Source organism: Micropruina sp. (assembly GCF_047607385.1).
Classification (GTDB): domain Bacteria; phylum Actinomycetota; class Actinomycetes; order Propionibacteriales; family Propionibacteriaceae; genus Micropruina.
This window is the reverse complement of the sequence record NZ_JASGDE010000029.1, coordinates 1-21439: the sequence shown is the minus strand read 5'-3', so window position 1 is coordinate 21439 and position 21439 is coordinate 1. Positions and strand designations below refer to the sequence as shown.

Annotated in this window: 20 protein-coding genes; 8 read left to right on the top strand and 12 right to left on the bottom strand. The window is 70.3% G+C overall.

Features of this window, described 5'->3' with window-relative positions; genetic code table 11:
- Position 1 precedes the first annotated feature (1 nt).
- The 3 genes from QM582_RS02765 to QM582_RS02755 form a co-directional block, all read right to left on the bottom strand.
- A complete protein-coding gene (locus tag QM582_RS02765; RefSeq protein ID WP_415081539.1) occupies positions 2–1498 on the bottom strand; it encodes a methylmalonyl-CoA carboxytransferase subunit 5S in 1497 nt (498 codons plus the stop codon).
- A 74-nt stretch (positions 1499–1572) separates the two neighbouring features.
- On the bottom strand, positions 1573–2937 hold the full coding sequence (locus QM582_RS02760; protein WP_415081537.1) for an L-serine ammonia-lyase: 1365 nt from the start codon (positions 2935–2937) through the stop codon (positions 1573–1575).
- Positions 2938–2970: 33 nt separating this feature from the next.
- Positions 2971–4095, bottom strand: coding sequence for a GTPase family protein (locus QM582_RS02755; RefSeq protein ID WP_415081536.1), 1125 nt, complete (start codon positions 4093–4095; stop codon positions 2971–2973).
- Positions 4096–4218: 123 nt separating this feature from the next.
- Here QM582_RS02755 and QM582_RS02750 point away from each other — a divergent pair, with 123 nt between their 5' ends.
- Both QM582_RS02750 and QM582_RS02745 read left to right on the top strand, forming a co-directional pair.
- On the top strand, positions 4219–5766 hold the full coding sequence (locus QM582_RS02750) for an amino acid permease (RefSeq protein WP_415081534.1): 1548 nt from the start codon (positions 4219–4221) through the stop codon (positions 5764–5766).
- A 7-nt stretch (positions 5767–5773) separates the two neighbouring features.
- Complete coding sequence (locus QM582_RS02745) at positions 5774–6607, top strand: EamA family transporter (RefSeq protein ID WP_415081563.1); 834 nt, start codon at positions 5774–5776, stop codon at positions 6605–6607.
- Between the two features lie 13 nt (positions 6608–6620).
- Here QM582_RS02745 and QM582_RS02740 read toward each other — a convergent pair whose 3' ends face one another.
- From QM582_RS02740 to QM582_RS02730, 3 genes are all read right to left on the bottom strand, one after another.
- A complete protein-coding gene (locus QM582_RS02740) occupies positions 6621–8381 on the bottom strand; it encodes a DEAD/DEAH box helicase (protein WP_415081532.1) in 1761 nt (586 codons plus the stop codon).
- A 61-nt stretch (positions 8382–8442) separates the two neighbouring features.
- The gene (locus QM582_RS02735) at positions 8443–8856 is read right to left on the bottom strand and encodes a type II toxin-antitoxin system VapC family toxin (protein ID WP_415081530.1); all 414 of its coding nucleotides are present in this window, start codon (positions 8854–8856) and stop codon (positions 8443–8445) included.
- Entirely contained in the window at positions 8853–9113 is a 261-nt protein-coding gene (locus tag QM582_RS02730) for a FitA-like ribbon-helix-helix domain-containing protein (RefSeq protein ID WP_415081528.1), read from the bottom strand. Before QM582_RS02730 ends, QM582_RS02735 begins: the two co-directional genes overlap by 4 nt.
- A 123-nt stretch (positions 9114–9236) precedes the next feature.
- Here QM582_RS02730 and QM582_RS02725 point away from each other — a divergent pair, with 123 nt between their 5' ends.
- Positions 9237–10202: a glycoside hydrolase family 6 protein gene (locus QM582_RS02725; protein WP_415081526.1), complete on the top strand. Its 966-nt coding sequence runs from the start codon at positions 9237–9239 to the stop codon at positions 10200–10202.
- 20 nt (positions 10203–10222) lie between these two features.
- Here the strand turns inward: QM582_RS02725 and QM582_RS02720 are convergent, their stop codons facing one another.
- From QM582_RS02720 to QM582_RS02710, 3 genes are all read right to left on the bottom strand, one after another.
- Positions 10223–10639, bottom strand: a complete 417-nt coding sequence (locus QM582_RS02720) for a type II toxin-antitoxin system VapC family toxin (RefSeq protein ID WP_415081525.1) — start codon at positions 10637–10639, stop codon at positions 10223–10225.
- Positions 10636–10869, bottom strand: coding sequence for a type II toxin-antitoxin system Phd/YefM family antitoxin (locus QM582_RS02715; RefSeq protein WP_415081523.1), 234 nt, complete (start codon positions 10867–10869; stop codon positions 10636–10638). The genes QM582_RS02720 and QM582_RS02715 overlap by 4 nt, the downstream gene beginning before the upstream one ends.
- A gap of 64 nt (positions 10870–10933) precedes the next feature.
- Positions 10934–12307, bottom strand: coding sequence for an ATP-binding protein (locus QM582_RS02710; RefSeq protein WP_415081521.1), 1374 nt, complete (start codon positions 12305–12307; stop codon positions 10934–10936).
- Positions 12308–12572: 265 nt separating this feature from the next.
- Here QM582_RS02710 and typA point away from each other — a divergent pair, with 265 nt between their 5' ends.
- The 4 genes from typA to QM582_RS02690 all read left to right on the top strand — a co-directional run bounded on the left by typA (position 12573) and on the right by QM582_RS02690 (position 17031).
- Positions 12573–14435, top strand: a complete 1863-nt coding sequence (typA, locus tag QM582_RS02705) for a translational GTPase TypA (RefSeq protein WP_415081519.1) — start codon at positions 12573–12575, stop codon at positions 14433–14435.
- A 494-nt stretch (positions 14436–14929) separates the two neighbouring features.
- Positions 14930–15175 carry a CopG family transcriptional regulator gene (locus QM582_RS02700; protein WP_415081517.1) on the top strand — a complete coding sequence of 82 codons (246 nt, stop codon included), beginning with the start codon at positions 14930–14932 and terminating at the stop codon, positions 15173–15175.
- Positions 15141–15593, top strand: a complete 453-nt coding sequence (locus QM582_RS02695; RefSeq protein ID WP_415081516.1) for a type II toxin-antitoxin system VapC family toxin — start codon at positions 15141–15143, stop codon at positions 15591–15593. Before QM582_RS02700 ends, QM582_RS02695 begins: the two co-directional genes overlap by 35 nt.
- Before the next feature lie 235 nt (positions 15594–15828).
- Positions 15829–17031 carry an arginine deiminase gene (locus QM582_RS02690; RefSeq protein ID WP_415081514.1) on the top strand — a complete coding sequence of 401 codons (1203 nt, stop codon included), beginning with the start codon at positions 15829–15831 and terminating at the stop codon, positions 17029–17031.
- On the opposite strand, the gene QM582_RS02685 is transcribed toward QM582_RS02690, so the two are convergent.
- The 3 genes from QM582_RS02685 to QM582_RS02675 are packed head-to-tail and all read right to left on the bottom strand — an operon-like array spanning position 17028 to position 19820.
- Entirely contained in the window at positions 17028–18116 is a 1089-nt protein-coding gene (locus QM582_RS02685; protein WP_415081512.1) for a branched-chain amino acid aminotransferase, read from the bottom strand. The genes QM582_RS02690 and QM582_RS02685 overlap by 4 nt on opposite strands.
- Before the next feature lie 57 nt (positions 18117–18173).
- On the bottom strand, positions 18174–19145 hold the full coding sequence (locus QM582_RS02680; RefSeq protein WP_415081510.1) for a zinc ribbon domain-containing protein: 972 nt from the start codon (positions 19143–19145) through the stop codon (positions 18174–18176).
- A 51-nt stretch (positions 19146–19196) separates the two neighbouring features.
- A complete protein-coding gene (locus QM582_RS02675) occupies positions 19197–19820 on the bottom strand; it encodes a helix-turn-helix transcriptional regulator (RefSeq protein ID WP_415081508.1) in 624 nt (207 codons plus the stop codon).
- 200 nt (positions 19821–20020) lie between these two features.
- On the opposite strand from QM582_RS02675, the gene QM582_RS02670 reads away from it, so the two are divergent.
- Positions 20021–21439 (top strand): AAA family ATPase (locus QM582_RS02670; protein ID WP_415081507.1); only part of this gene is annotated, 1419 nt, incomplete at its 3' end.

The window sequence follows — 21439 nt, the reverse complement described above, 5'->3', positions numbered from 1 at the left end:
GTCACGCCCTCTCGACGGTCACGCGGTGATCGCGTCCGCCCATGCTGACCTTGTAGGTGATCGGCCCGGTCACCGCCGTGCCGGAGTCGGACTTGGCGTCGGCCTCCGCCTTGAGCTGGGCCTCGGTCTTGCCGACGTTCTTGGGACCCTCGTCCCGGGTGCTGAAGAATCCGGGCGCGACGCCGGGGAACATGGCGTAGGTGAGCACGTCCTCGTCGGTGCCGTCGAAGCCGTCCAGCGCGCCGGCCTGGGCGACCAGCGCGTCCCATTCGGGCTCCAGCAGGTCGGCCGGACGGACCGTGATCGGCTCCTTCTTGGCCTGCGCCTGGGCGATGGCGACCACCTCGGGGTTCCGCTCGCCGATGCATTCGCCGTAGTAGCCGAGCATCAGGTCGGCGAACTCGCCGGTCATCACCTTGTACTTGCCCATCAGCACGTTGAACACCGCCTGGGTGCCGACGATCTGGCTGGACGGGGTGACCAGCGGCGGGTGGCCGGCGTCCGCCTTGACCAGCGGGACCTCGGCCATCACGTCCTTGATCTTGTCGCCGGCGCCCTGAGCCTTCAGCTGGCTCTCCATGTTGGAGAGCATGCCGCCGGGGATCTGGCTGGAGAAGATGTCGGTGTCGACCAGGGTGGCCGATTCGAACGCGGCGTACTTGGGCCGGACGGCGGCGAAGTGGTCGCGGATCTTGACCAGCCGGTCGGCGTCCAGGTCGGTGGTGTACTCGGTGCCCTCCAGCATCGCCACCAGCGACTCGGTGGGGTTGTGGCCCGGGCCGAGCGACATCGAGCTGATCGCGGTGTCGACCACGTCGGCGCCGGCCTCGATCGCCTTCATCAGGGTGACCAGGGTGACGCCGGTGGTGGCGTGGCAGTGCACGTTGACCTGGACGTCCTCGCCGTAGGTCTGCTTGATGCCGCGGATGATGTCGTAGGCGGGCTGTGGCTGCAGCAGTGCGGCCATGTCCTTGAGCGCCAGCGACTGCGCGCCCATGTCGAGCAGTTGCCCGGCCAGCTTCACGTAGCCCTCGACGGTGTGCAGCGGCGAGATGGTGTAGCAGATGGTGCCCTGGGCGTGCTTGCCGGTCGCGCTGACGGCCTTCATCGCGACCTCCATGTTGCGCGGGTCGTTGAGGGCGTCGAAGACGCGGAAGACGTCCATGCCGTTCTCGGCGGATTTGTCGACGAACCGCCGGACGACATCGTCCTCGTAGTGCCGGTAGCCGAGCAGGTTCTGGCCGCGCAGCAGCATCTGCAGCCGGCTGTTGGGCAGCAGCTCGCGGAACGTCCGCAGTCGGGCCCAGGGATCCTCGTTGAGGAATCGGATGCATGCGTCGTAGGTGGCTCCGCCCCAGCACTCGACGCTCCAGTACCCCGCGGCGTCGATGTCGGCACAGGCGTCCACCATGTCTTCCAGCGCCATCCGGGTCGCCATCAGGGATTGGTGGGCGTCCCGGAGAGCGACCTCGGTCACACCAATGGTTCGCTGACTCATGGCCCTAATCCTGGCACTGGTCTACTACCGCGCGTCGTAGAACGGCGAAATCCTGCTGACTGGGACGTTCGGTCTCAGCACTCGGTGACGTTGACCGCGAGCCCGCCGCGGGAGGTCTCCTTGTACTTGCTCATCATGTCGGCGCCGGTGTCCCGCATGGTCTTGATCACGGTGTCCAGCGACACCAGGTGGGTGCCGTCGAAGTGCATCGCGGTGCGGGCCGCGGCCACCGCCTTCACCGAGGCGATCGCGTTGCGTTCGATGCACGGCACCTGCACCAGGCCGCCGACCGGGTCGCAGGTCAGTCCGAGGTTGTGCTCCATGCCGATCTCGGCGGCGTTCTCGATCTGTCGCGGGCTGCCGCCCATCACCGCGGCCAGGCCGGCGGACGCCATCGCGCAGGCCGAGCCGACCTCGCCCTGGCAGCCCACCTCGGCGCCGGAGATGGACGCGGTGGTCTTGATGATCGCGCCGATCGCGGTGGCGGTGAGCAGGAAGCGGACCACGCCGGCGTCGTCGGCGCCGGGCATGTGCTCGCGGTAGTAGTGCAGCACGGCCGGGATCACCCCGGCGGCGCCGTTGGTGGGGGCGGTCACCACGCGTCCGCCGGCCGCGTTCTCCTCGTTGACGGCCAGCGCGTAAGCGGTGATCCAGTCCATGCCGGTCAGCGCGTCCGGGGTGTCGTGGGTGAGCTGGCGGTGCAGCAGCGGTGCCCGGCGCAGCACGTTCAGCCCGCCCGGCAGCCGGCCGTCGGTGCCGAAACCGTTGCGGACGCACTCCTGCATCACCCGCCACACCGCCAGCACGCCGTCGTACACCTCGTCGGCGCCGCGGGTCGCGGTCTCGTTGGCCAGCACCACCTGCTCGATGGTCAGCCCGGTGCGGTCGCAGATCGCCAGCAGTTCGGCGGTGGTGCGGAACGGGTAGGGCTCGGCGGCTTCGGCCGAGCTGGTGCCGGCGTCCAGATCGGCGATGTCGACCACGAAGCCGCCGCCGATGGAGAACAGCACCCGCTCGTCGATCAGCCGCTTGCCGGTGGCGTAGCAGCGGAACCGGATGCCGTTGGGGTGCTGCGGCAGCGAGCGGCGACGGTGCAGGATCAGATCCTGGTTGGGGTCGAAGTCGATCGGGTGCCGGCCCAGCAGAGCGATCCGGTGATCCCGCCAGACCGCGCGGACCGTCGGTTCCACGGCGGCCGGGTCGACGGTCTCGGGTTGTTCTCCGAGCAGGCCGAGCAGCACGGCGCGGTCACTGTGGTGGCCGCGTCCGGTGGAGCCCAGCGACCCGTACAGATCCACCCGGACGCGGACCACGTCCGTCAGCCGGCCCGCGGCGTCCAGGTCGGTGAGCACCCGGTGGGCGGCCCGGATCGGACCGACGGTGTGCGACGACGACGGGCCGATCCCGATGCTGAACAGGTCGAAGAAGCTGAGCTGCACCTATCAACTGTAGGAGGTTCCGGCGCCCGCCGATCACCCCTCGCGGCGCCGGATCACCGGCATCCGCTTGCGGAACTCGGACTCGAACAGCTCCCGGACGGCGGCCGAGTCGATCACCCCGTCCAGCTTCGGCAGGCTGCCCCCGGCCGCCTTCTGGCAGACGCTCAGCCAGGCCTGCCCCATCGCCAGGGTGAAGCCCGAAGCCACCGAGGCGTTGATCGCTCCGCCGGCGATGCTGCCGGCGCCGGGCAGGAACTTCAGCAGGTTCGCGGCGGCCGAACGGCCCAGCGTCGTGGACACCGTGGTGGACGCCACCGCCAGCAGCGCCGCCTTGTCGAACGGTAGCTGGTACAGGTGCGCGATCCGGGCCATCATGGCCAGCTGCAACGGCACCAGCAGGGCCGCGGAGGAGAACGGGATCGGCACCGCGGCGGCCGCGCCGGCGGCGGCTACCGTCGCCCCGATGTGCCGCTGGGCTGCTTTCGCCTTGGCTTCCAGATCGATCGTCTGCGCGGCCGCGAGAGCTCCGTGGACAGCTTCTGGAACGACGCGAAAGGTCGCCTGCAAGACGTCCATCAAGCCGTAGGGCGGCTGACCGGTGAACTGGTCCCTCATCGCGTAGGTCATGAACGGGCGGCCGCCGACGATGGGCAGCTGCTTGGCCTCGATCTGCCGGGCCAGCTCGACGGCGTCCGGATGGTACTGGCCCTCGCGCATCGGCACCTGGGTGAACACCACCAGCACCGGGATGCCGAGCTCGTGCAGGGTGCGGATGAAGGTCGCCTCCACCTCTTCGAAGCGGCGGTCCATGCCGCGCACGCAGTACCAGGCGACGTGGATCTGCTCGCCGACCGGCTTGGACCGCATCTGCTTCACGTACTTGCTGACCTCTTTGATCAGCTCGGCGTCGTCGCGTCCGATCTCCAGCCCGCGGGTGTCGATCAGGCCGAGCGTGCCGCGGGTGTCGAGATAGAGGTGGCTGTCCCGGGTGACCGGCTCGCCGATCCCGGTGGCGGCGACCGAGCGTCCGAAGATCGCGTTGATCAGGGTCGACTTGCCGACCCCGGTCTTGCCGAAGATGGCCAGGTTGAACCGGCCGATCTCGGCGGCCTGCTTGTCGAACTCGGCGCGGAAGGCGTCGGTGAACCAGTGCGTCACCCGGCCAGGGTAGGCCGACGACGACCACAATCCGGCGCTCGACAGGCAGTTTCTCCCCGCCGCGCGACATCTGGCAGTAGCTTGTGAAACTGCTTCGCAGGGAACCCCACAGGAGGTGGACCGATGAGCGTTTTCCGCACCAAGTCGATCGAGCAGTCGATCGCCGACACCGACGAGCCGGAGTACCAGCTCAAGAAGTCGCTGACCGCACTCGACCTGACCGTGTTCGGGGTGGGCGTGGTGATCGGCGCCGGCATCTTCACCCTGACCGGACGGGTGGCGCACGAGATGACCGGACCGGCGATCGTGATCAGCTTCATCGTAGCGGCGGTCTGTTGCGCGCTGGCGGCCATGTGTTACGCCGAGTTCGCCTCCACGGTGCCGGTCTCCGGCTCGGCCTACACCTTCAGCTACGCCTCGCTCGGTGAGGTGTTCGCCTGGATCATCGGCTGGGACCTGATCCTGGAGATGTTCCTCGGCGCCAGCGTGGTGGCCCAGGGCTGGAGCGCCTACCTGCACGTGCTGATCGGCAAATTCGGCATCACGCTGCCGAAGTTCCTGGCCTACGGGGCCAGCCCGTTCGGCGAGACCAAGGGCGTCGACCTGATGGCGATCCTGCTGGTCGTCGCGCTCGGCGTCCTGATCACCGTCGGCATCAAGGAGTCGATGCGGGTCAACTTGGTGCTGGTCGGGATCAAGCTGTTCATCGTCCTGTTCGTGATCGTGGCCGGGCTGATGTTCATCAATCCGGCCAACTACACGCCCTTCATCCCGGACGCCGCGCCGGCCGCCGCCAAAGGCTTCAGTTGGACCCAGCCGCTGATCCAATGGGTGACCGGCAGCGCACCGGCCGCGTTCGGCTGGGGCGGTGTCTTCGCCGGAGCCGCCCTGGTCTTCTTCGCCTACATCGGTTTCGACGTGGTGGCCACCACCGCCGAGGAGGCCCGCAACCCGCAGAAGGACCTGCCGGTCGGCATCATCGCCTCGCTGACCATCTGCACCATCCTGTACGGCGCCGTCTCGCTGGTGGTCGTCGGCATGGTGAACTACAAGGACATCGACCCGAGCGCGGCGCTGGCCAACGCCTTCGCCCACCACGGCCAGGCCTGGATGGCCACCCTGATCTCGGCCGGCGCGGTGGCCGGCCTGACCACCGTGGTGTTGACCCTGATGATCGGCGCCACCCGGATCATCTTCGCCATGTCCCGGGACAACCTGCTGCCGATGAGCCTGGCCAAGGTGCACCCCAAGTTCCGGACGCCGTGGCGGGTCTCGATCGTGGTCACCGTCGCCTGCGCCCTGTTCGCCGGCCTCACCCCGATCGGGATGCTGGAGGAGATGGTGAACATCGGCACGCTGACCGCGTTCATCCTGGTCTCGCTGGCCGTGGTGGTGCTGCGCCGGAAGCGGCCGGACCTGCCGCGGGCGTTCAAGGTGCCGTTCTCGCCGGTGCTGCCGATCGTCTCGGCGGTGATCTGTCTCTACCTGACGCTGAACCTGTCGGTGGAGACCTGGCTGCGGTTCGTCGGCTGGATGGCGATCGGCTTTGCCGTCTACGCCGCCTACGGGTACCGCAATGCCCGGCTGGCTACCGGAAAGGCTTTGCCGCACGACATCTCGGCGGCGATGGCCGAGGGTGTCGTGAAGCACAATCCCGACGATCTGAAGTGAGCCGGCCCTGATCGGTCCGCTGCTGGCGCTGGGCTCGGCACTCACCTGGGGGATCGCCGACTTCGCCGGCGGCATGCTGAGCCGACGGTTGCCGTCCGCCGCGGTGGTGGGGGTCTCCCAGGCCTGTTCGCTGGTCGTGCTGCTGCTGGTGGCGCCGTTCGTGCCGCTGCACGGCTCGGACGGCTGGCTGCTCTGGTCGATCGTCGCCGGGCTGTCCGGGTCGCTGGCCCTGGTCTGCTTCTACCGGGCGTTGGCGTTCGGCACGGTGGGCGTGGTGTCGCCGATCAGCGCGCTGGGGGCGTCCGTCCCGGTGATCGTCGGGCTGGCCTCCGGTGAGCAGCCGGACGGCTGGCAGCTGGCCGGCCTGGTCGCAGCCTTCGCCGGCGCGGTGCTGGCCAGCGGACCCGAGTTGCACGGCGAGGAACCGGTGCGGGCACAGGCGATCTGGTTCGCGCTGGCCGCCGCGGCCGGCTTCGGGGTGACCATGCTGGCCATCGCGAAGGGGTCGGCGCATTCGCCGATGATGACGATGATCGGGATGCGCAGCGCCAGCGTGCTGGCGTTCGGCATCGCGGCGATCGCGCTGCGGAGCATCGGCGGGGTCGCGGTTCGCGATCTGCCCCGGCTGACCCTGCTCGGCGTCGCGGACGTCGCGGCCAACGCCCTGCTCGGCGTGGCCAGCACGATGGGCCTGTTGTCGATCACGGTGGTGTTGTCGGCGCTGTATCCGGTGGTCACCGTCGCGCTGGCCGCGGTGCTGCTGCACGAACGGATGCGGCCGGTGCAGGTCGCCGGGGTCGCCCTGGCGTTCCTCGGGGTGGGCCTGATCGCCGCCGGGTGACCCGAGGCGAGCTCTACCGCCAGCGGCGGATCATCGCGATCCGCTCCTCCACCTGCTCGGTGGTGGCCCGGGCCAGCGGCGGCCCGCCGCATTGCCGGCGCAGTTCGGCGTGGACGTGGCTGTGCGGGCGTCCGGTGGAGCGGGCGTACTGCGCCACCAGGGTGTTGAGCTCCTTGCGCCGAGCCTCCAGGGCGCGATGCAGCGAGACCTCGTCCGGCACCTTGGCCCGCTTGTCGGCCCGATCGTGACGATTCACCTGACGGCGTTGCCGCTCCCGCAGCAGGTGGGTGATCTGGTCGGCCTCCAGCAGTCCCGGTAGGCCCAGGTAGTCCGCCTCGTCGTCGGAGGTCGGGACGGCATGCATGCCGAACTGCTGGGAGTCGAACAGCACGTGGTCGAAGGTGGCTTCGGAGGTGATCGCCTCGAAGCTGCCCTCCAGCTCGTCGGCGGCGTTCTCGGTGCGGTTGGCGGCCGCGAGTTCGGCGTCGGTCTCCTCCCACAGCTCCTTGGCCGCCGGAGCGCCGAGGACGTGGTCGCGCTGCCGCTCCAGGGCGGATGCGTGGGCCAGGATGATCGGCACGGTGGGCAGGAACACGGTGGCCAGTTCGCCGCGGCGCCGGGCCCGGACGAAACGTCCGACCGCCTGGGCGAAGAACAGCGGCGTCGAGGTCGCCGTCGCGTACACGCCGACCGCCAGCCGGGGGACGTCGACGCCCTCGGACACCATCCGGACCGCCACCATCCAGCGGTCGGTGCTGTCGCCGAAGGCCTCGATCCGCTTGCTGGAGCCCGGGTCGTCGGACAGCACCACGGTGGGCTGCTCGCCGGTCAGCGAGGCCAGCACCTTCGCGTAGGCGCGGGCCTGGGTCTGGTTGGACGCGATCACCAGCCCGCCGGCGTCCGTGACGTGGCGGCGCACCTCGGTGAGCCGCCGGTCGGCGGCGGCCAGCACCGCCGAGATCCACTCCCCCTTCGGGTCCAGCGCGGTGCGCCAGGCCTGCGCGGCGACGTCCTTGGTGAGCAACTCGCCCAGGTTCGCCGCGACCGTCTCGCCCGACTTGGTGCGCCAGCGCATCGGGCCGCCGTAGTTCATGAACACCACCGGACGGACGACGTGGTCGCGCAGCGCCTCGGCGTAGCCGTAGGTGTAGTCGGCCCGGGAGGTCCGGGTGCCGCCGGGCTGCTCGTCGTAGGCGACGAACGGGATCGGGTTGGCGTCGCTGCGAAACGGCGTACCGGTCAGCGCCAACCGGCGTTTGGCAAGCCGGAACGCCTCGGCCACCGCCTCACCCCAGGAGAGTGAGTCGCCGGCGTGATGCACCTCGTCGAGGATCACCAGGGTGTCGTCGCGGGCCACCATCGCCTCGTAGCTGAGCATCCCGGCGGCCACCCCGGCGTAGGTGACGGCCACCCCGTCGAACTGCCTGGACCGGCCGCGCCGGCGCCCGGCCAGACCCGGATCGAGCTGGATGCCGACCTTGGCGGCGGCGTCCGCCCACTGCACCTTGAGGTGCTCGGTGGGTGCGACCACGATGATCTTCTTGACGATCCGCTCGTGCAGCAGCTCGGACGCCACCCGCAGCGCGAAGGTGGTCTTGCCGGCGCCCGGGGTGGCGACGGCGAGGAAGTCGGTCGGTGCGGCGTCCAGGTACTGCTGCAGCGCCTCGGCCTGCCAGGCGCGCAACTTCGCCGAGGTGCCCCAGGGCGCCCGCTGCGGGAACGCCGGGGACAGCCGGTCGATGGCCGAGTGGCTCTGGTGGGCAGCTGGACACATAGGTGAGCGACCTTAGTCACCGGGGGTCGGGAGCACGCAAACCGACAGGCCGGGTGGCGGGTCAGGTCCAGGGATCGACCACGGTGACACCGGTGCCGTCGAAGTCCCGGACGTTCCGGGTGGCGAGTGCGGCGCCGCGGCTCACGCAGATGGCGGCGATCTGCGCGTCCAGCACGCTGATCGGCCGACCGGAGCTCCGGCGTCCGGCGACCACCGCCGCGTAGGCCGTGCTGGCGGGCTCGTCGAAGGGCAGCACCGCGTCCGCGAAGTCCTCGGTGAGCATCGCTTCGATCTCTTCCTGCAGCCTGGCGCGACGCCGGCCGGCCGGGAGCAACGCGGCGCCCAGCCGCAACTCGGCCGCCGTGATGCTGGTCAGGCAGATCAGTTCGGGTACCGCATCCAGCCAGGTGACGATGCGCGGCTCGGCGTGATCGCCGATCACCGCTGAGATCACGTTGGTGTCCAGCACGATCACTGGGCGGCATCCGCCCGCTCGGCAAGGTCGGGGATCGGTCGGCCGCGGTCGGTGCGCGGCGGGATGTCCAGATCGGGATCGAGGCCACGGAACCGTTCCCGAAGCCGCGTGCCCAGCCCCGTCCGGGAGGCGGGCGCCACCGCCCGGGCAAGGATCTCCCGAGCCTCGGCCTCCATCGAGCGCCCGTTGCGGGCGGCCCGGAGTCGCAGATCCGCCTTGACCTGATCGTCGAGGCCCCGAATGGTCAGCGTGGCCATGAGAATCACCTCCACAGCGATGCTAGCAATGAGTTCACTGCCTGCGGTCGTGTCCGGCACCGCCCGCGGACCGGTCGCGAGGTTCCCGATGGTCCATGCTGTGGTCATGACGCGGATAGCGCGGTGAGAACGACTCGGGTGGTCGGCCTGCTGGCCGGCGCGCTGATGCTGACCGCCTGCGGTCAGCCGGCTCCGCCGCCGGTGAACCCGCTGTTCCAGCAGCGGCTCTGGGTCGATCCGCAGTCCCCGGTCGCCCAGGCGGCCGACGCGCTCCGGGCGTCCGGACGCCCTGCCGACGCCGACGCGCTCCGTCCGATCAGCTCGCAACCGACGGCGACCTGGCTCACCCAGGAGGACCCGGTCCCGCTCGCCACGCGGGTGGTGGACGCCGCGGCAGCGGCCGGCGAGGTGCCCGTCTTGGTGCTGTACCACCGGCCGCACCGGGACTGCGGCAGCTACTCCGCCGGCGGTTCGGCGGACGCCGCCGGCTACGCACAGTGGATCGCGTCCGTCGCCGACACCATCGGATCGCAGCGCGTCGTGGTGATCCTGGAGCCGGACGCCGTCCCGCAGCTGTTGAGCGCCGACTGCGCGGGCGCCGAGGACACCTACGCCCTGCTGGCCGCCGCGATCGAACGGCTGTCGGCGAACGAGCAGACCCTGATCTACCTCGACGCCGGCCATCCCGGCTGGATCTCCGACACCGATCAGTTGGCGCAGGCATTGCGCCGCGGCGGGATCGAGAAGGCCGACGGCTTCAGCCTCAACGTCTCCAATTTCGGCTCCGACGCGGCGAATCAAGAGTACGGCGATCGGCTGTCGGCCGCGTTGGGCGGCGTCCAGTACGTGGTCGACTCCTCCCGCAACGGCAATGGGGCGCCCACCGACGGCCAGCCCGATTCGTGGTGCAATCCGCCCGGCGCGGCACTGGGCGCGGACCCCGAGATCGGACCCGAGCGCGCCTTCGGCATCGCCCGGCTGTGGGTCAAGGTGCCGGGTGAATCGGACGGCGACTGCCGTCCCGGGGAGCCGCCGGCCGGGCAGTTCTGGTTCGACTACGCGCTGCGGCTGATCCAACAGCGGCGCTGACCGGCGTTGCGGCCGAACCGCTATGCCCTGGTGTCGACCGTCGGGACGATCCGTGCGCCGATGATTGCGTCGTCCCGCGTCACCAACGGAATGTTGTGCCGGGCGGACTGCGCCACCAGCATCCGGTCGAACGGGTCCCGATGAGCCCACGGCAACCCGCCGGCTCGGACGGCATCGGCGTGGTCGATCCCGAGAGCGGTTGCCTGCAGATCAATGAGCGTCTGATCCCAGGACGCCAGCAGGCGTTCACCACCGGGCAGCTTTCCCTGCCGGGTCTTGATCGCGACCTCCCAGGCGGTCACGGCGGAGACCAGCAGCCCGACGGACCGGTCGCTCAACTCGGCCAGCACGGTGGACGAGATTCGGTCCGGCGCGATCGTCAGATCGAGCAGCGCGCAGGTGTCGAGCAGCAACGTCCGGGCGCTTCGGCCGCTCACGCGTCCTCCCCCCAGTCGGCAAGTTCCTCGGGGGTCATCGGTGCGTCGAAATCGTCGCCGATCGTGATCAAGCCGGCGAACTGTCCGAACGTGCGCGCCGGCGGCTCGGCCTTCGACAGCACGGCGACCGGACGTCCGTGGCTGGTGATCGTGATGCTCTCGCCCGCCGCCACCTCGACCAGCAGTGCGTTGAGCTTCGCCTTGGCCTCGGTGGTGCTCACAGTCTTCATGTCACCAGAATAGAACCATTCAGACCGGTCCTACAGGTCTGACCTGTTCAGGCGATCACCTGACCTACCGCCACGCTTCCAGAAGCTCGGCTGCCGACAGGCTGAGGTCGGCCTGAACCGGAGACTCCCCGCTGGGGCTGATCGCCGCAAGCGCGGCGTCGGCGGCGCGCGGCACCCGGGCGCGGAGCACGGCCAGGTGGTCGATCTCTCTTCTGCTCACGCCGCCGGACTCACGCCACTTGATGGCCCCGAGCAGGGTGGTTCGCTCTCGGTCCGCCGCCACAACATCGACTTCGACCTGACCGTCACGCGTCCACCAGGGCAGCACCGACTCGATGCCGCCCAGGCGAGGGTCCGCCGCACCCAGGAGTTCGATCGCCCGCCGGACGACCGGCTCGACGGTACGACCGCGCCAACTCGGCCAATCGCGCTCGAAGCCGGCGAAGGCCACGTCCCCTCGACCCCGCGCGATCGCGTCGACGTGCCGCTGGACGTACCGGAACCAGAAGCGCAGGTAGGGGTCGGTGATGCGGTACCTGCGTAGCCGGGTCGACGACGCCCAGGCGGGGAGCTCTCTTTCGACCAACCGCTTCCGCTCGGCCAGCAGCCGCAACGAGCGAATGGCCGCTGTCTCCACCGTCTTGCTCACCGCCCCAGGATCGGCAATCGTGCTCGCGATCTCGCCCAGCCCGAGCCGCGCAGGCTCGGATGCACCGATGGCGGAGAGCACCCGATAGGCCGCGTCGCTGTCCGGGAACTCGGCATCCAGGGTCAGCCGTCCGGTGGCGACCAGCGGGCTGAGATCGTCCGCGAAAGACTCCCGCACCCATTCGGCGACGGTCGATCCCCCACGGTGGAGTGAGGCCACCAGGCGTGGGTAGCCCCCGGTGACCAGGTATGCCTCGAAGACGTCGAACGGTGTCACCCCGGGCAACGCCGAGGCGACCTCGGCAGGATTCAGGGCAGGCATCACCAGCTCCCGAACCCGCCCGAACAGCGGACGATCATGCTGGGCGAGCCGCTCCATCATCGCGACGTCCGAGCCGATCAGGATGAGCAGCACCGGCAGCTTCTCCAGCACCCTGTCCCAGATCACCTGGAGCAAGCCCTCCAGCCCCACCCGATCGCCGGCGGCGATCCAGGGGAACTCGTCCAGCACCGCGATCACCGGACCCTCGGACGCCGCCAGGGCGAGCTGGCTGAACCACTCGCGCCACGAGTTCGGCACCCCGGGAAGATCGATCGGCAACGGCTTCCGGGAGGCGCTGATCGCCTCCGTGGCGGCGCGCAACTGGGCACTCTCCGGCATGCGGTAGTGCCCTGTCACGTACACGTACGGGGCACCGGAGGTCTCGACGAACCGCTCGACGGTGGTCGACTTCCCCGACTGGCGCCGCCCTCGCACCGACAGCAACTGCCCCGTGCCACTGTTGCGCACCTCCGCCAGCCTGGCCTCCAGCCAGCGATCGATCGCGGGCCTGGGAAATGGACCGCGGAGGGGCGGAGTTCCACTCTCCATCATCGATATATCCTACATCGATGTAGGCTACTTTGATACTGGCTTAACATCGGAGCCGTCCGAATCCCCGATCCGCAGACCGAGGGGGCCCGCGGCGTCCGCCCGGTCTCGGCAGACTCGGCCGGGGAACGGCGTCCGGCCGGGCACCGTAGAATCATCAGGTTGCCCTACCGAAAGGCCCCGCATGACCGTCCGCGCCGACCTGCGCAACGTCGCCATCATCGCCCACGTCGACCACGGCAAGACCACCCTGGTGGACGCGATGCTGTGGCAGTCCGGCGCCTTCCGCGCCAACCAGGATGTCGAGAAGCGCGTCATGGATTCGATGGATCTGGAGCGCGAGAAGGGCATCACGATCCTGGCCAAGAACACCGCCGTCGACCATGTGCTGGCCGACGGCAGCTCGGTCACCATCAACATCATCGACACCCCCGGGCACGCCGACTTCGGCGGCGAGGTGGAGCGCGGCCTGGAGATGGTGGACGGCGTCCTGCTGCTGGTGGACGCCTCCGAAGGCCCGCTGCCGCAGACCCGGTTCGTGCTGCGCAAGGCACTGGCCAAGCATCTGCCGATCGTGGTGGTGATCAACAAGGTCGATCGCGCCGACGCCCGGATCAGCGAGGTCACCGACGAGGTGTACGAGCTCTTCCTCGACCTGCTGGACGACGACGAGGCCGACAAGCTCGACTTCCCGGTGGTCTACTGCGCCGCCAAGGCCGGACGCGCCTCGCTCAGCCAGCCGGCCGACGGCGGGATGCCCGATTCGGAGAACCTGGAGCCGCTGTTCCAGGTGATCATGGACGCCATCCCGGCCCCCGAGTACACCCCGGGCGCCCCGCTGCAGGCGCACGTCACCAACCTGGACGCCTCCCCCTACCTGGGCCGGCTGGCGCTCTGCCGGGTGATCAACGGCACCCTGCGCCGCGGCCAGAACGTGGCCTGGTGCAAGGCCGACGGCAGCGTCACCACCGTGAAGCTCTCCGAACTGCTGATGACCCACGCGCTGGAGCGGCAGCCGGCCGAGGAGGCCGGCCCGGGCGACATCGTGGCGATCGCCGGCATCCCCGACATCATGATCGGCGAGACGCTGTCCGATCCCGACGACCCCAAGCCGCTGCCGCTGATCCACGTCGACGAGCCGTCCATCTCGATGACGATCGGCATCAACACCTCGCCGCTGGCCGGCAAGTCCGGCAGCAAGCTGACCGCGCGGCTGCTGAAGGCGCGGCTGGACGCCGAACTGATCGGCAACGTGTCGATCCGGGTGCTGCCGACCGAGCGTCCGGACACCTGGGAGGTGCAGGGCCGCGGCGAGCTGCAGCTGGCCGTGCTGGTCGAGATGATGCGCCGCGAGGGCTTCGAGTTGACCGTCGGCAAGCCGCAGGTGCTGACCCGGACCATCGACGGCAAGCTGCACGAGCCGTTCGAGCGGCTCACCGTCGACATCCCCGAGGAGCACGTCGGCACGGTGGCCCAGCTGATGGGCACCCGGCGTTCCCGGATGGAGCAGATGATCAACCACGGCACCGGCTGGGTGCGGATGGAGTACGCCATCCCGGCCCGTGGCCTGATCGGCTTCCGCACCGAGTTCCTCACCCAGACCCGCGGCACCGGCATCATGCACCACGTCTTCGAGGGCTACGAGCCGTGGGCCGGCGAGATCGTCACCCGCTCCACGGGTTCACTGGTGGCCGACCGGACCGGTGCGGTCACCTCCTACGCGCTGTTCAACCTGCAGGAGCGCGGGGTGCTGTTCGTGGCGCCGTCCGACGAGGTCTACCAGGGCATGATCGTCGGCGAGAACCCGCGCAACGAGGACATGGACGTCAACCCCACCAAGGAGAAGAAGCTCACCAACGTGCGCTCCTCCACCGGTGAGGAGCTGGAGCGGCTGATCCCGCCGCGGGTGCATTCGCTGGAGCAGGCGCTGGAGTTCTGCCGCGGCGACGAGTGCCTCGAGGTGACCCCGTCCCACGTCCGGCTGCGCAAGGTGATCCTGGACTCCAGCGAGCGGGCCAAGGCCCGGAACCGGGCCAAGAAGGCGTAGGTAGCGATCCCATCCAGTGCCGCGGCGCTGGATGGGTGACGGGTGGTGTCGCCGTCCCCTTTTAGGTGCGTGCCGACCCGAGCCCCGTCCGTCAACCACCCGCCGATCTCACCATCGGTGACGACTGGTCGGATCGGTGACCGCTGTCATGAAATAACACGAAAGCCGGCACCGAAGGTGAAAGCGGACACCGATGATGAGATCGGCGAACCAGATTGGCGAACCACAATTGTGGAGAGCCGGGTCTCGGACGCTCCCCCAAGCGTCCTGACCCGGCTCGATCCTCACCCATCACATCAGGCAGTCCTCCCGACCGATCTCGCGTCCCCCCGAATCGCGACTCCGGTCCTGCCCTCCGCGGTGGCTCCCCCCGACACCAAGAACCCTGCCCGAGCAACCTCAATGCCCCGTCAACGCGACCTCGATACCACCCCAAGGTTCACTCATGCATCGTGATGCTTGTATATGCGCATCATGATGCGTACGCTCAGCACATGCGCACTACTGTCAATCTGGACGCCGACGTGGCGGCCGCCGTCGCCCGGCTGCAGCGTGAGCGGGGCATCGGCTTCTCCGCCGCGGTGAATCAGCTCGCCCGTGGCGGCATGACGAAGCACCGGGTCGACTTCCGCTATACCCATCCTTCCTATGACCTCGGGCTGCAGGTCGATCTGACCAGCGTCGCCGACACGCTCGAGTTGCTCGATGAGTTGGATCGGGCCGACAGCCATGCTTCTTGACGCCAACGTCCTGCTCTACTCGATCGACAGCTCCAGCAGGCATCACGCCCCGTGTGCCGCCTGGCTGTCGGACGCGTTCTCGGGCTCTCGACGGGTCGGCCTGCCCTGGCAGACGATCGGCGCCTTCCTCCGGATCTCCACCCACCCGCGGGTGTTCGCGCGACCGCTCCGGCCCGACCAGGCGTGGGAGGTCGTGGAGCAGTGGCTGAACGCGCCCAACTGCTGGGTTCCAGAGACCTCGGAAGCGACCGCACGCATCCTCGGCGCGTTGATCGGCGACCTCGATCTCCGTGGCAACCTGATCACAGACGCTCAACTGGCGGCATTGGCGCTTGAGCACGGCGTTGGCGTGGTGTCGGCTGACACCGACTTCGCTCGCTTTCCCGGTCTGCGCTGGGTCAACCCGCTGACCGGCTGAGTTGCCGCGGACATGCGGAGAGCCGGGTCTGGACGCTCCTCCTGCGTCTCGACCCGGCTCGATCCGTCTCGCCACTTCCTGAGCGGTTCCCCCCGATCCTGCTCTGTAGCGGCTGCGCCCCCCGGCACAACAAGAACTCTGCCGGAGCATCCTCAACGATTCGTAAACGCGTCCTCCGGACCGGCCCAAGATCCACTGCGGACTTCGCCGGGCGCCCGACGATAGGGTCAGCACCATGGCTGAACACTTCCCGCACGGCGTCCGTTCCGAGGTCGGACGGCTGCGCACCGTCATGCTGCACCGCCCCGGCAACGAGTTGCGCCGGCTGACCCCGCGCAACAACGACGCGCTGCTGTTCGACGGGCTGCCCTGGGTGGATCGCGCCCAGGCCGAGCACGACGCCTTCGCCGGCGCGCTGCTCAGCCGCGGCGTCGAAGTGCTCTACCTGAGCCGGCTGCTGGTCGAGACCCTCGGCGACGCCGAGGCCCGCGAGACCGCCATCGCGCACACCATGACCGACCTGCGGCTCGGCGACACGCTGCGCGACTACCTCACCGACCTGCTGCACGACAAGGATCCCGAGGAACTGGCCGAGATCCTGATGGCCGGGCTGCGCAACGACGAGGTGTCCGGCACCGGCAGCCTGGTGGCGGCCCTGCACGCCCCGGACGACTTCCTGATCGACCCGCTGCCGAACCTGCTGTTCACCCGCGACTCCAGCGTCTGGGTGGGCGATCGGGTGACGGTCACCTCGCTGGCGATGCCGGCCCGGGTCCGCGAGACCCAGCTGACCGAGCTGATCTACCAGTTCCATCCCCGGTTCGCCGACACCGAGCGGATCCACGGCTGGGACAAGGAGTTCCTGGAGGGCGGCGACGTGCTGGCGCTGGCCGAGGGCGTGCTGGCGGTCGGCGTCGGGGAACGCACCCGTCCGGCCGGCGCCGAGCGGCTGGCCCGGACGGCCTTCGCCCACGGCCTGGCGCACACCGTGCTGGCCGTGCCGATCGACCAGGACCGGGCCACCATGCACCTGGACACCATCTGCACCATGGTCGACGTGGACGCCATGGTGATGTACCCCAACGTCGCCCACCGGCTGGCCGCCGCCACCCTGACGCCGGACGGCGACGGCGGCGTCCGGGTGGAGCCGCTGCAGCCGTTCCTGGACGCCGCGGCGCGCGCGATGGGCATCGAGCGGCTGCGGCTGATCGACACCGGCCTCGACCCGGTCACCGCCGAGCGCGAGCAGTGGGACGACGGCAACAACACCCTGGCGATCGAGCCGAAGGTGGCGATCGCCTACGAACGCAACGTGGAGACCAACGAGCGGCTCACCGCCGCCGGCATCGAGGTGGTGCCGATCGCCGGCTCCGAACTGGGCTCGGGCCGGGGCGGCCCCCGGTGCATGTCCTGCCCGATCAGCCGCGACGCGCTCTAGACCCGGCGCAGCCAGCCGTAGCGGTCGTCCGCCCGACCGTACTGGATGTCGAGCAGCTGGGCCCGGATGGCCTGGCTGATCGGTCCCGGTGCGCCGTCGCCGACGGTGAACCGGCGGTCGCTGCCGTTCACTCCGGGTGCGGCGAAGCCGACTACCGGGGTGACCACGGCGGCGGTGCCGCAGGCGAACACCTCGGTGATGGCGCCGCTGCGGACGCCGTCGAAGACCTCGTCGATGGCGATCCGGCGCTGCACCGCGCGCAGCCCGTGGTCGGGCGCCAGGGCCAGCAGTGAGTCGCGGGTGACACCGTCCAGGATGGTGCCGGTCAGCGCCGGGGTGACCAGTTCGCCGTCCGCGGTGACGAACATGATGTTCATCGTGCCGCACTCCTCCACCCAGCGGTGCTCGGCGCCGTCCAGCCAGATCACCTGCTGGCAGCCGTGCTCGGCGGCCTCGTCCGCGGCGGCCAGGCTGGCGGCGTAGTTGCCGCCGCACTTGGCGGCGCCGGTGCCGCCCTCGGCGGCCCGGGTGTAGTTGGGCGTCGCCCACAGCGAGACCGGCTCCGGGTAGTACGGACCGACCGGGGTGGCGATCACGCAGAAGGTGTATTCGACGGCGGCCCGGACGCCGATCAGGGTCTCGCTGGCGATCTCGAACGGACGCAGGTAGAGGCTCTGCTCACCGTCCGGCGCCGGCACCCAGTCGCGGTCGAGGTCGACCAGCTCGGTGACGGCGGCGACGAAGTCGGCCTCGTCCAGCGGCGCCATCGCGAGCCGGCGGGCGGAGGCGGCGAACCGGGTGGCGTTGCGGTCGGGACGGAACAGCGCCACCCCGCCGTCCGGCTGCCGGTAGGCCTTCAGTCCCTCGAAGATCTCCTGGCCGTAGTGGAAGGTCGCGGCGCCGGGGTGCAGCTGGAACGGACGCCGGGCGACGATCTCCCGGTCGTGCCAGCCGGCGTCCGCGGTCCAGGTGGCCAGCACCATGTGGTCGGAGAAGTGGGCCCCGAACACCGGCTTCGCCACGATCGCGGCCCGCTCGTCGGCGGGGGTCGGGTGGTCGGTGCGGGTCAGGGCGAACGTCGTCATTGCGGCAGAGTAACGTCGCCGCGATCCCGGCGCGCCGGGCATCCACACCGCGACCGGTCAGCGTGCCACCGCGGTGAGCAGCTTGATCTCGGTGAAGCTGACCTGGGGCTTCTTGTCGCGCTGATCGCCGACCCCGATGACCCCGATCCGGACGGTGCCGACGGGCTGCTGGCTGTCCTGGGCGACGGTGACCCAGGGATCGGCGCCGTCCAGGGCGACCGATTGGCAGGGGCCGTCGTCGAACCGGACGCCGAGCTGGGTGGGTTGCGGCTCGAGGTCGCGCTGCGGGTTCTCCCGATCGAGGCCCGGGTAGACCAGAATCCCGACGATCCGCACCGGCTCGGCCGGGGTCAGCACGATCCAGCCGGTGCCGGGGGCGTCGCAGGTCGGGGTGTTCTGCGGCGCCCAGGACAGGGTCAGCCCGTCGGCGGTCCCGTCGGTCAGCGCGGCGGCCTTGCTGGTCTTGAGCACCGCGCCGGCCGGCTCCACCGTGACCGCCGCCGACACCGGCCGGTAGCTCTGCTGCGAGGTGTTCCAGGCCTGGACGATCCTCGGCGCCGCGATCGCCCCGACCGCGACCACGACGGCGAGCACCGCGACCGCGGATCCGACCAGGACGCCGCGCCAGCGGTACCAGCCCGGCACCGACCGTTCGTACCCGCCGACCGCGCTGCCGGCTCCCCCCGGCGGCTGCGGCGACCCGGACGGGCCGCTCCACGGGTCGCCCTGGTCGAGCAGCAGCCCGCAGCGCCGACACAGGTGGCGTCCGGCCGGATTGCCCGCCCCGCACCAGGTGCAGAACCGAGCCCAGCCGGGCTGGCCGGACGCCGGCGGCACCGGCTCCGGACGGGTCGGCGGGACCTGAGCGGTGACCGGCTGGGTGTACGGCGCCGGCGGGGCCTGTTGTGCCGCCGCCAGGCCGGAGTCGGACCGGTCCCAGGCCAGGAATGCCTTGCAGTTCTGGCAGAATTCGGCGCCGGCCCGATTCGTCGCCCCGCAATTCTCACAGATGAGTTCGATGCCGATCACCTCCCGCCCCAGCGCGCTTCCGCCACTCTAGTCCGGCCGCATCCGGCCGGGTCAGATAAGGCCTTCGCGGACGGCATAGGCGACGGCATGGGTGCGGTTGCGCAATTGCAGCCGGGTGGTCAGGTCGTGCAGCACGTTCTTCACGGTCCGTTCGCTATAGGACATCCGCACCGCGATCTCGCTGGTGTCCAGGCCGTCGGCGACCAGCCGCACCACTTCGGTCTCGCGCGGGGTGAGGCCGGCGAAGGTCAGCCCGCGCGGGGCCAGCACCTGCCGCTGCAACCGGCCCACCTGCTGGAGCAGCCTGCCGAGCAGGTCGGCCGGCACCTCGCCGTCGCCGGCCGCCGCCTTGCCGATCACCCGGGCCACCGCCTCGGCGGTGGCGTCACAGCGCCGCAGCAGGCCGACCACGCCGGCCTCGGCGGCGGCCACCAGGGCGGCGTCGTCCACCGTGGCGACGATCAGCACCAGCCGTGGCCGGTTCTCCCTGGTCAGCATCCGCAGGTCGTGGGTGGTCTCCTCGGCCACCGCGTCGGCGACCACGACGGCCACCCGGGCCTGGGTGACGGATTCGACGACCTGCATGTCGGCCCTGGCCCGCAGCTGGGCACTGACCCCCATCTGCAGGATGGGATCGCGGGCGTGAATGTAGACGGGTATCCCGGCGTTCGACATGCGGTCAGTGTGCCGAGCCCTTTTCACGATCGGCTCATCGTCGGCTCAACACCGGCTCATCGACGGCCGGGGTGGCAGAATTGCGCATCCGGTGATCGCCCGGCGGCTCCTAAACTCGGCCGCGACGAACCGTCGGCTCACGCGCCCGGGGTGATTCTGCGACCTCGACGATCGGAGCACAAACCCCCGGGTAGGTCCGTATGGATCCGGTGATCTTCTTGGAGAAGGTCCGGCGACCAGCCCCCCACGGCTTGGTCCGCGACCGGCTGGACCGCGCCACCGCGGCACTCCGCAGCGGAGCACCGGCAGGACCCTCCGCGGCCCTGGTGATCGGCCCCGCCGGCTCGGGCAAGACCACCCTGCTCAGCCAGTTGGCGGACGGGGACCGTCCGGTCGGCTGGTACCGGGCCGGACGCGAGGACGGCGACCCGGCGTCCCTGACCCGCTACCTCGGCCATGCGCTGGCCGCCGCCCTGAAGGACCCGGACATCGCCGCGGCGGCATCCAGCGGGTTGGTCGAGGACCTGATCCGGGCTTTGGACGACGCCGGGCCGCGGCCCGCGATGCTGTTCGTCGACGACCTGCAGGAACTCGCCGGGACGCCCGCGGAACGCACCCTGGAGACGCTGCTCACGATGCGGCCCCGCGCGATCACCGTGGTGCTCGGCAGCCGGCGTCCGCCGCAGATCAACACCTCCCGGCTGCTGGTCTCGGGGGAACTGCTGGAGCTCGACAACGACGATCTCCGCTTCCGCTCCTGGGAGGTCGAGCAGCTCTTCCGCACCGTCTACGACGCGCCGCTGTCCCCGGAGGGCGCGGCGGCACTGACCCGGCGGACGGGTGGCTGGGCGGCCGGGCTGCACCTCTTCCGGCTGGCCACCGCGCACTGCGGGCGCGGCGAGCGGGAGCGGGCCATCGGTGAGCTCGGCGGCCGGTCGCGGCTGATCCGGTCGTATCTGGCCCGCAACGTGCTGGACGGCGTCGCCGCCGATCGCCTCGACTTCCTGGTCCGCACCGCCACCCTGGGCGTGCTGACCGGACAGCTGTGCGACGACCTGCTCGGCGGCGTCGGCAGCGCCGGTGTGCTGGCGGCGCTGGAGGACGAGCAGTTCTTCACCACCTCCACCGACGGCGGGGTGACCTACCGCTATCACCACGTGTTGCAGACCCAGCTGGAGGTGCTGCTGGTCGACCGGCTCGGCGCCGCCGGGGCACGGACGCTCTACCAGCGCAGCGCCCAGCTGCTGGAGGCCGACGCCCGGATCAGCGCGGCGGTGCATGCCTATGCCCGGGCCGAGGACTGGGGATCGGTGGCCCGGCTGCTCACCGCGTTGCCGCCGGCGACCGACGGCAACGCGGTCAGCGGGCTGTTCGCCATGCCCGGCATGCCGGCCGACGATCCCTGGCTGGCGATCGCCGGCGCCCGGCTGCTGGCCCGGCAGGGCCGGCTGGACGACGCGATCGCCGCCTATCACCGGGCGGAGGGGCTGCTCGACGACCGGCCGTTCAACGAGCGCTCCCGCCGGGAGCGGCGCACCCTGGAGCTGTGGCGACCGCAGGCCGCGGCCCCGCGCCCGGTGGCCGCCGGGCAGCTGCCGCCGGTGGCGGTCGAGTTGCAG

Coding starts and splice junctions, on each gene's coding strand:
- QM582_RS02750 (WP_415081534.1), top strand. CDS start 4,219: ATGAGCGTTTTCCGCACCAAGTCGATCGAGCAGTCGATCGCCGACACC.
- QM582_RS02685 (WP_415081512.1), bottom strand. CDS start 18,116: ATGACGACGTTCGCCCTGACCCGCACCGACCACCCGACCCCCGCCGAC.
- QM582_RS02730 (WP_415081528.1), bottom strand. CDS start 9,113: ATGGCCACGCTGACCATTCGGGGCCTCGACGATCAGGTCAAGGCGGAT.
- typA (WP_415081519.1), top strand. CDS start 12,573: ATGACCGTCCGCGCCGACCTGCGCAACGTCGCCATCATCGCCCACGTC.
- QM582_RS02690 (WP_415081514.1), top strand. CDS start 15,829: ATGGCTGAACACTTCCCGCACGGCGTCCGTTCCGAGGTCGGACGGCTG.
- QM582_RS02715 (WP_415081523.1), bottom strand. CDS start 10,869: ATGAAGACTGTGAGCACCACCGAGGCCAAGGCGAAGCTCAACGCACTG.
- QM582_RS02675 (WP_415081508.1), bottom strand. CDS start 19,820: ATGTCGAACGCCGGGATACCCGTCTACATTCACGCCCGCGATCCCATC.
- QM582_RS02695 (WP_415081516.1), top strand. CDS start 15,141: ATGAGTTGGATCGGGCCGACAGCCATGCTTCTTGACGCCAACGTCCTG.
- QM582_RS02765 (WP_415081539.1), bottom strand. CDS start 1,498: ATGAGTCAGCGAACCATTGGTGTGACCGAGGTCGCTCTCCGGGACGCC.
- QM582_RS02700 (WP_415081517.1), top strand. CDS start 14,930: ATGCGCACTACTGTCAATCTGGACGCCGACGTGGCGGCCGCCGTCGCC.
- QM582_RS02740 (WP_415081532.1), bottom strand. CDS start 8,381: ATGTGTCCAGCTGCCCACCAGAGCCACTCGGCCATCGACCGGCTGTCC.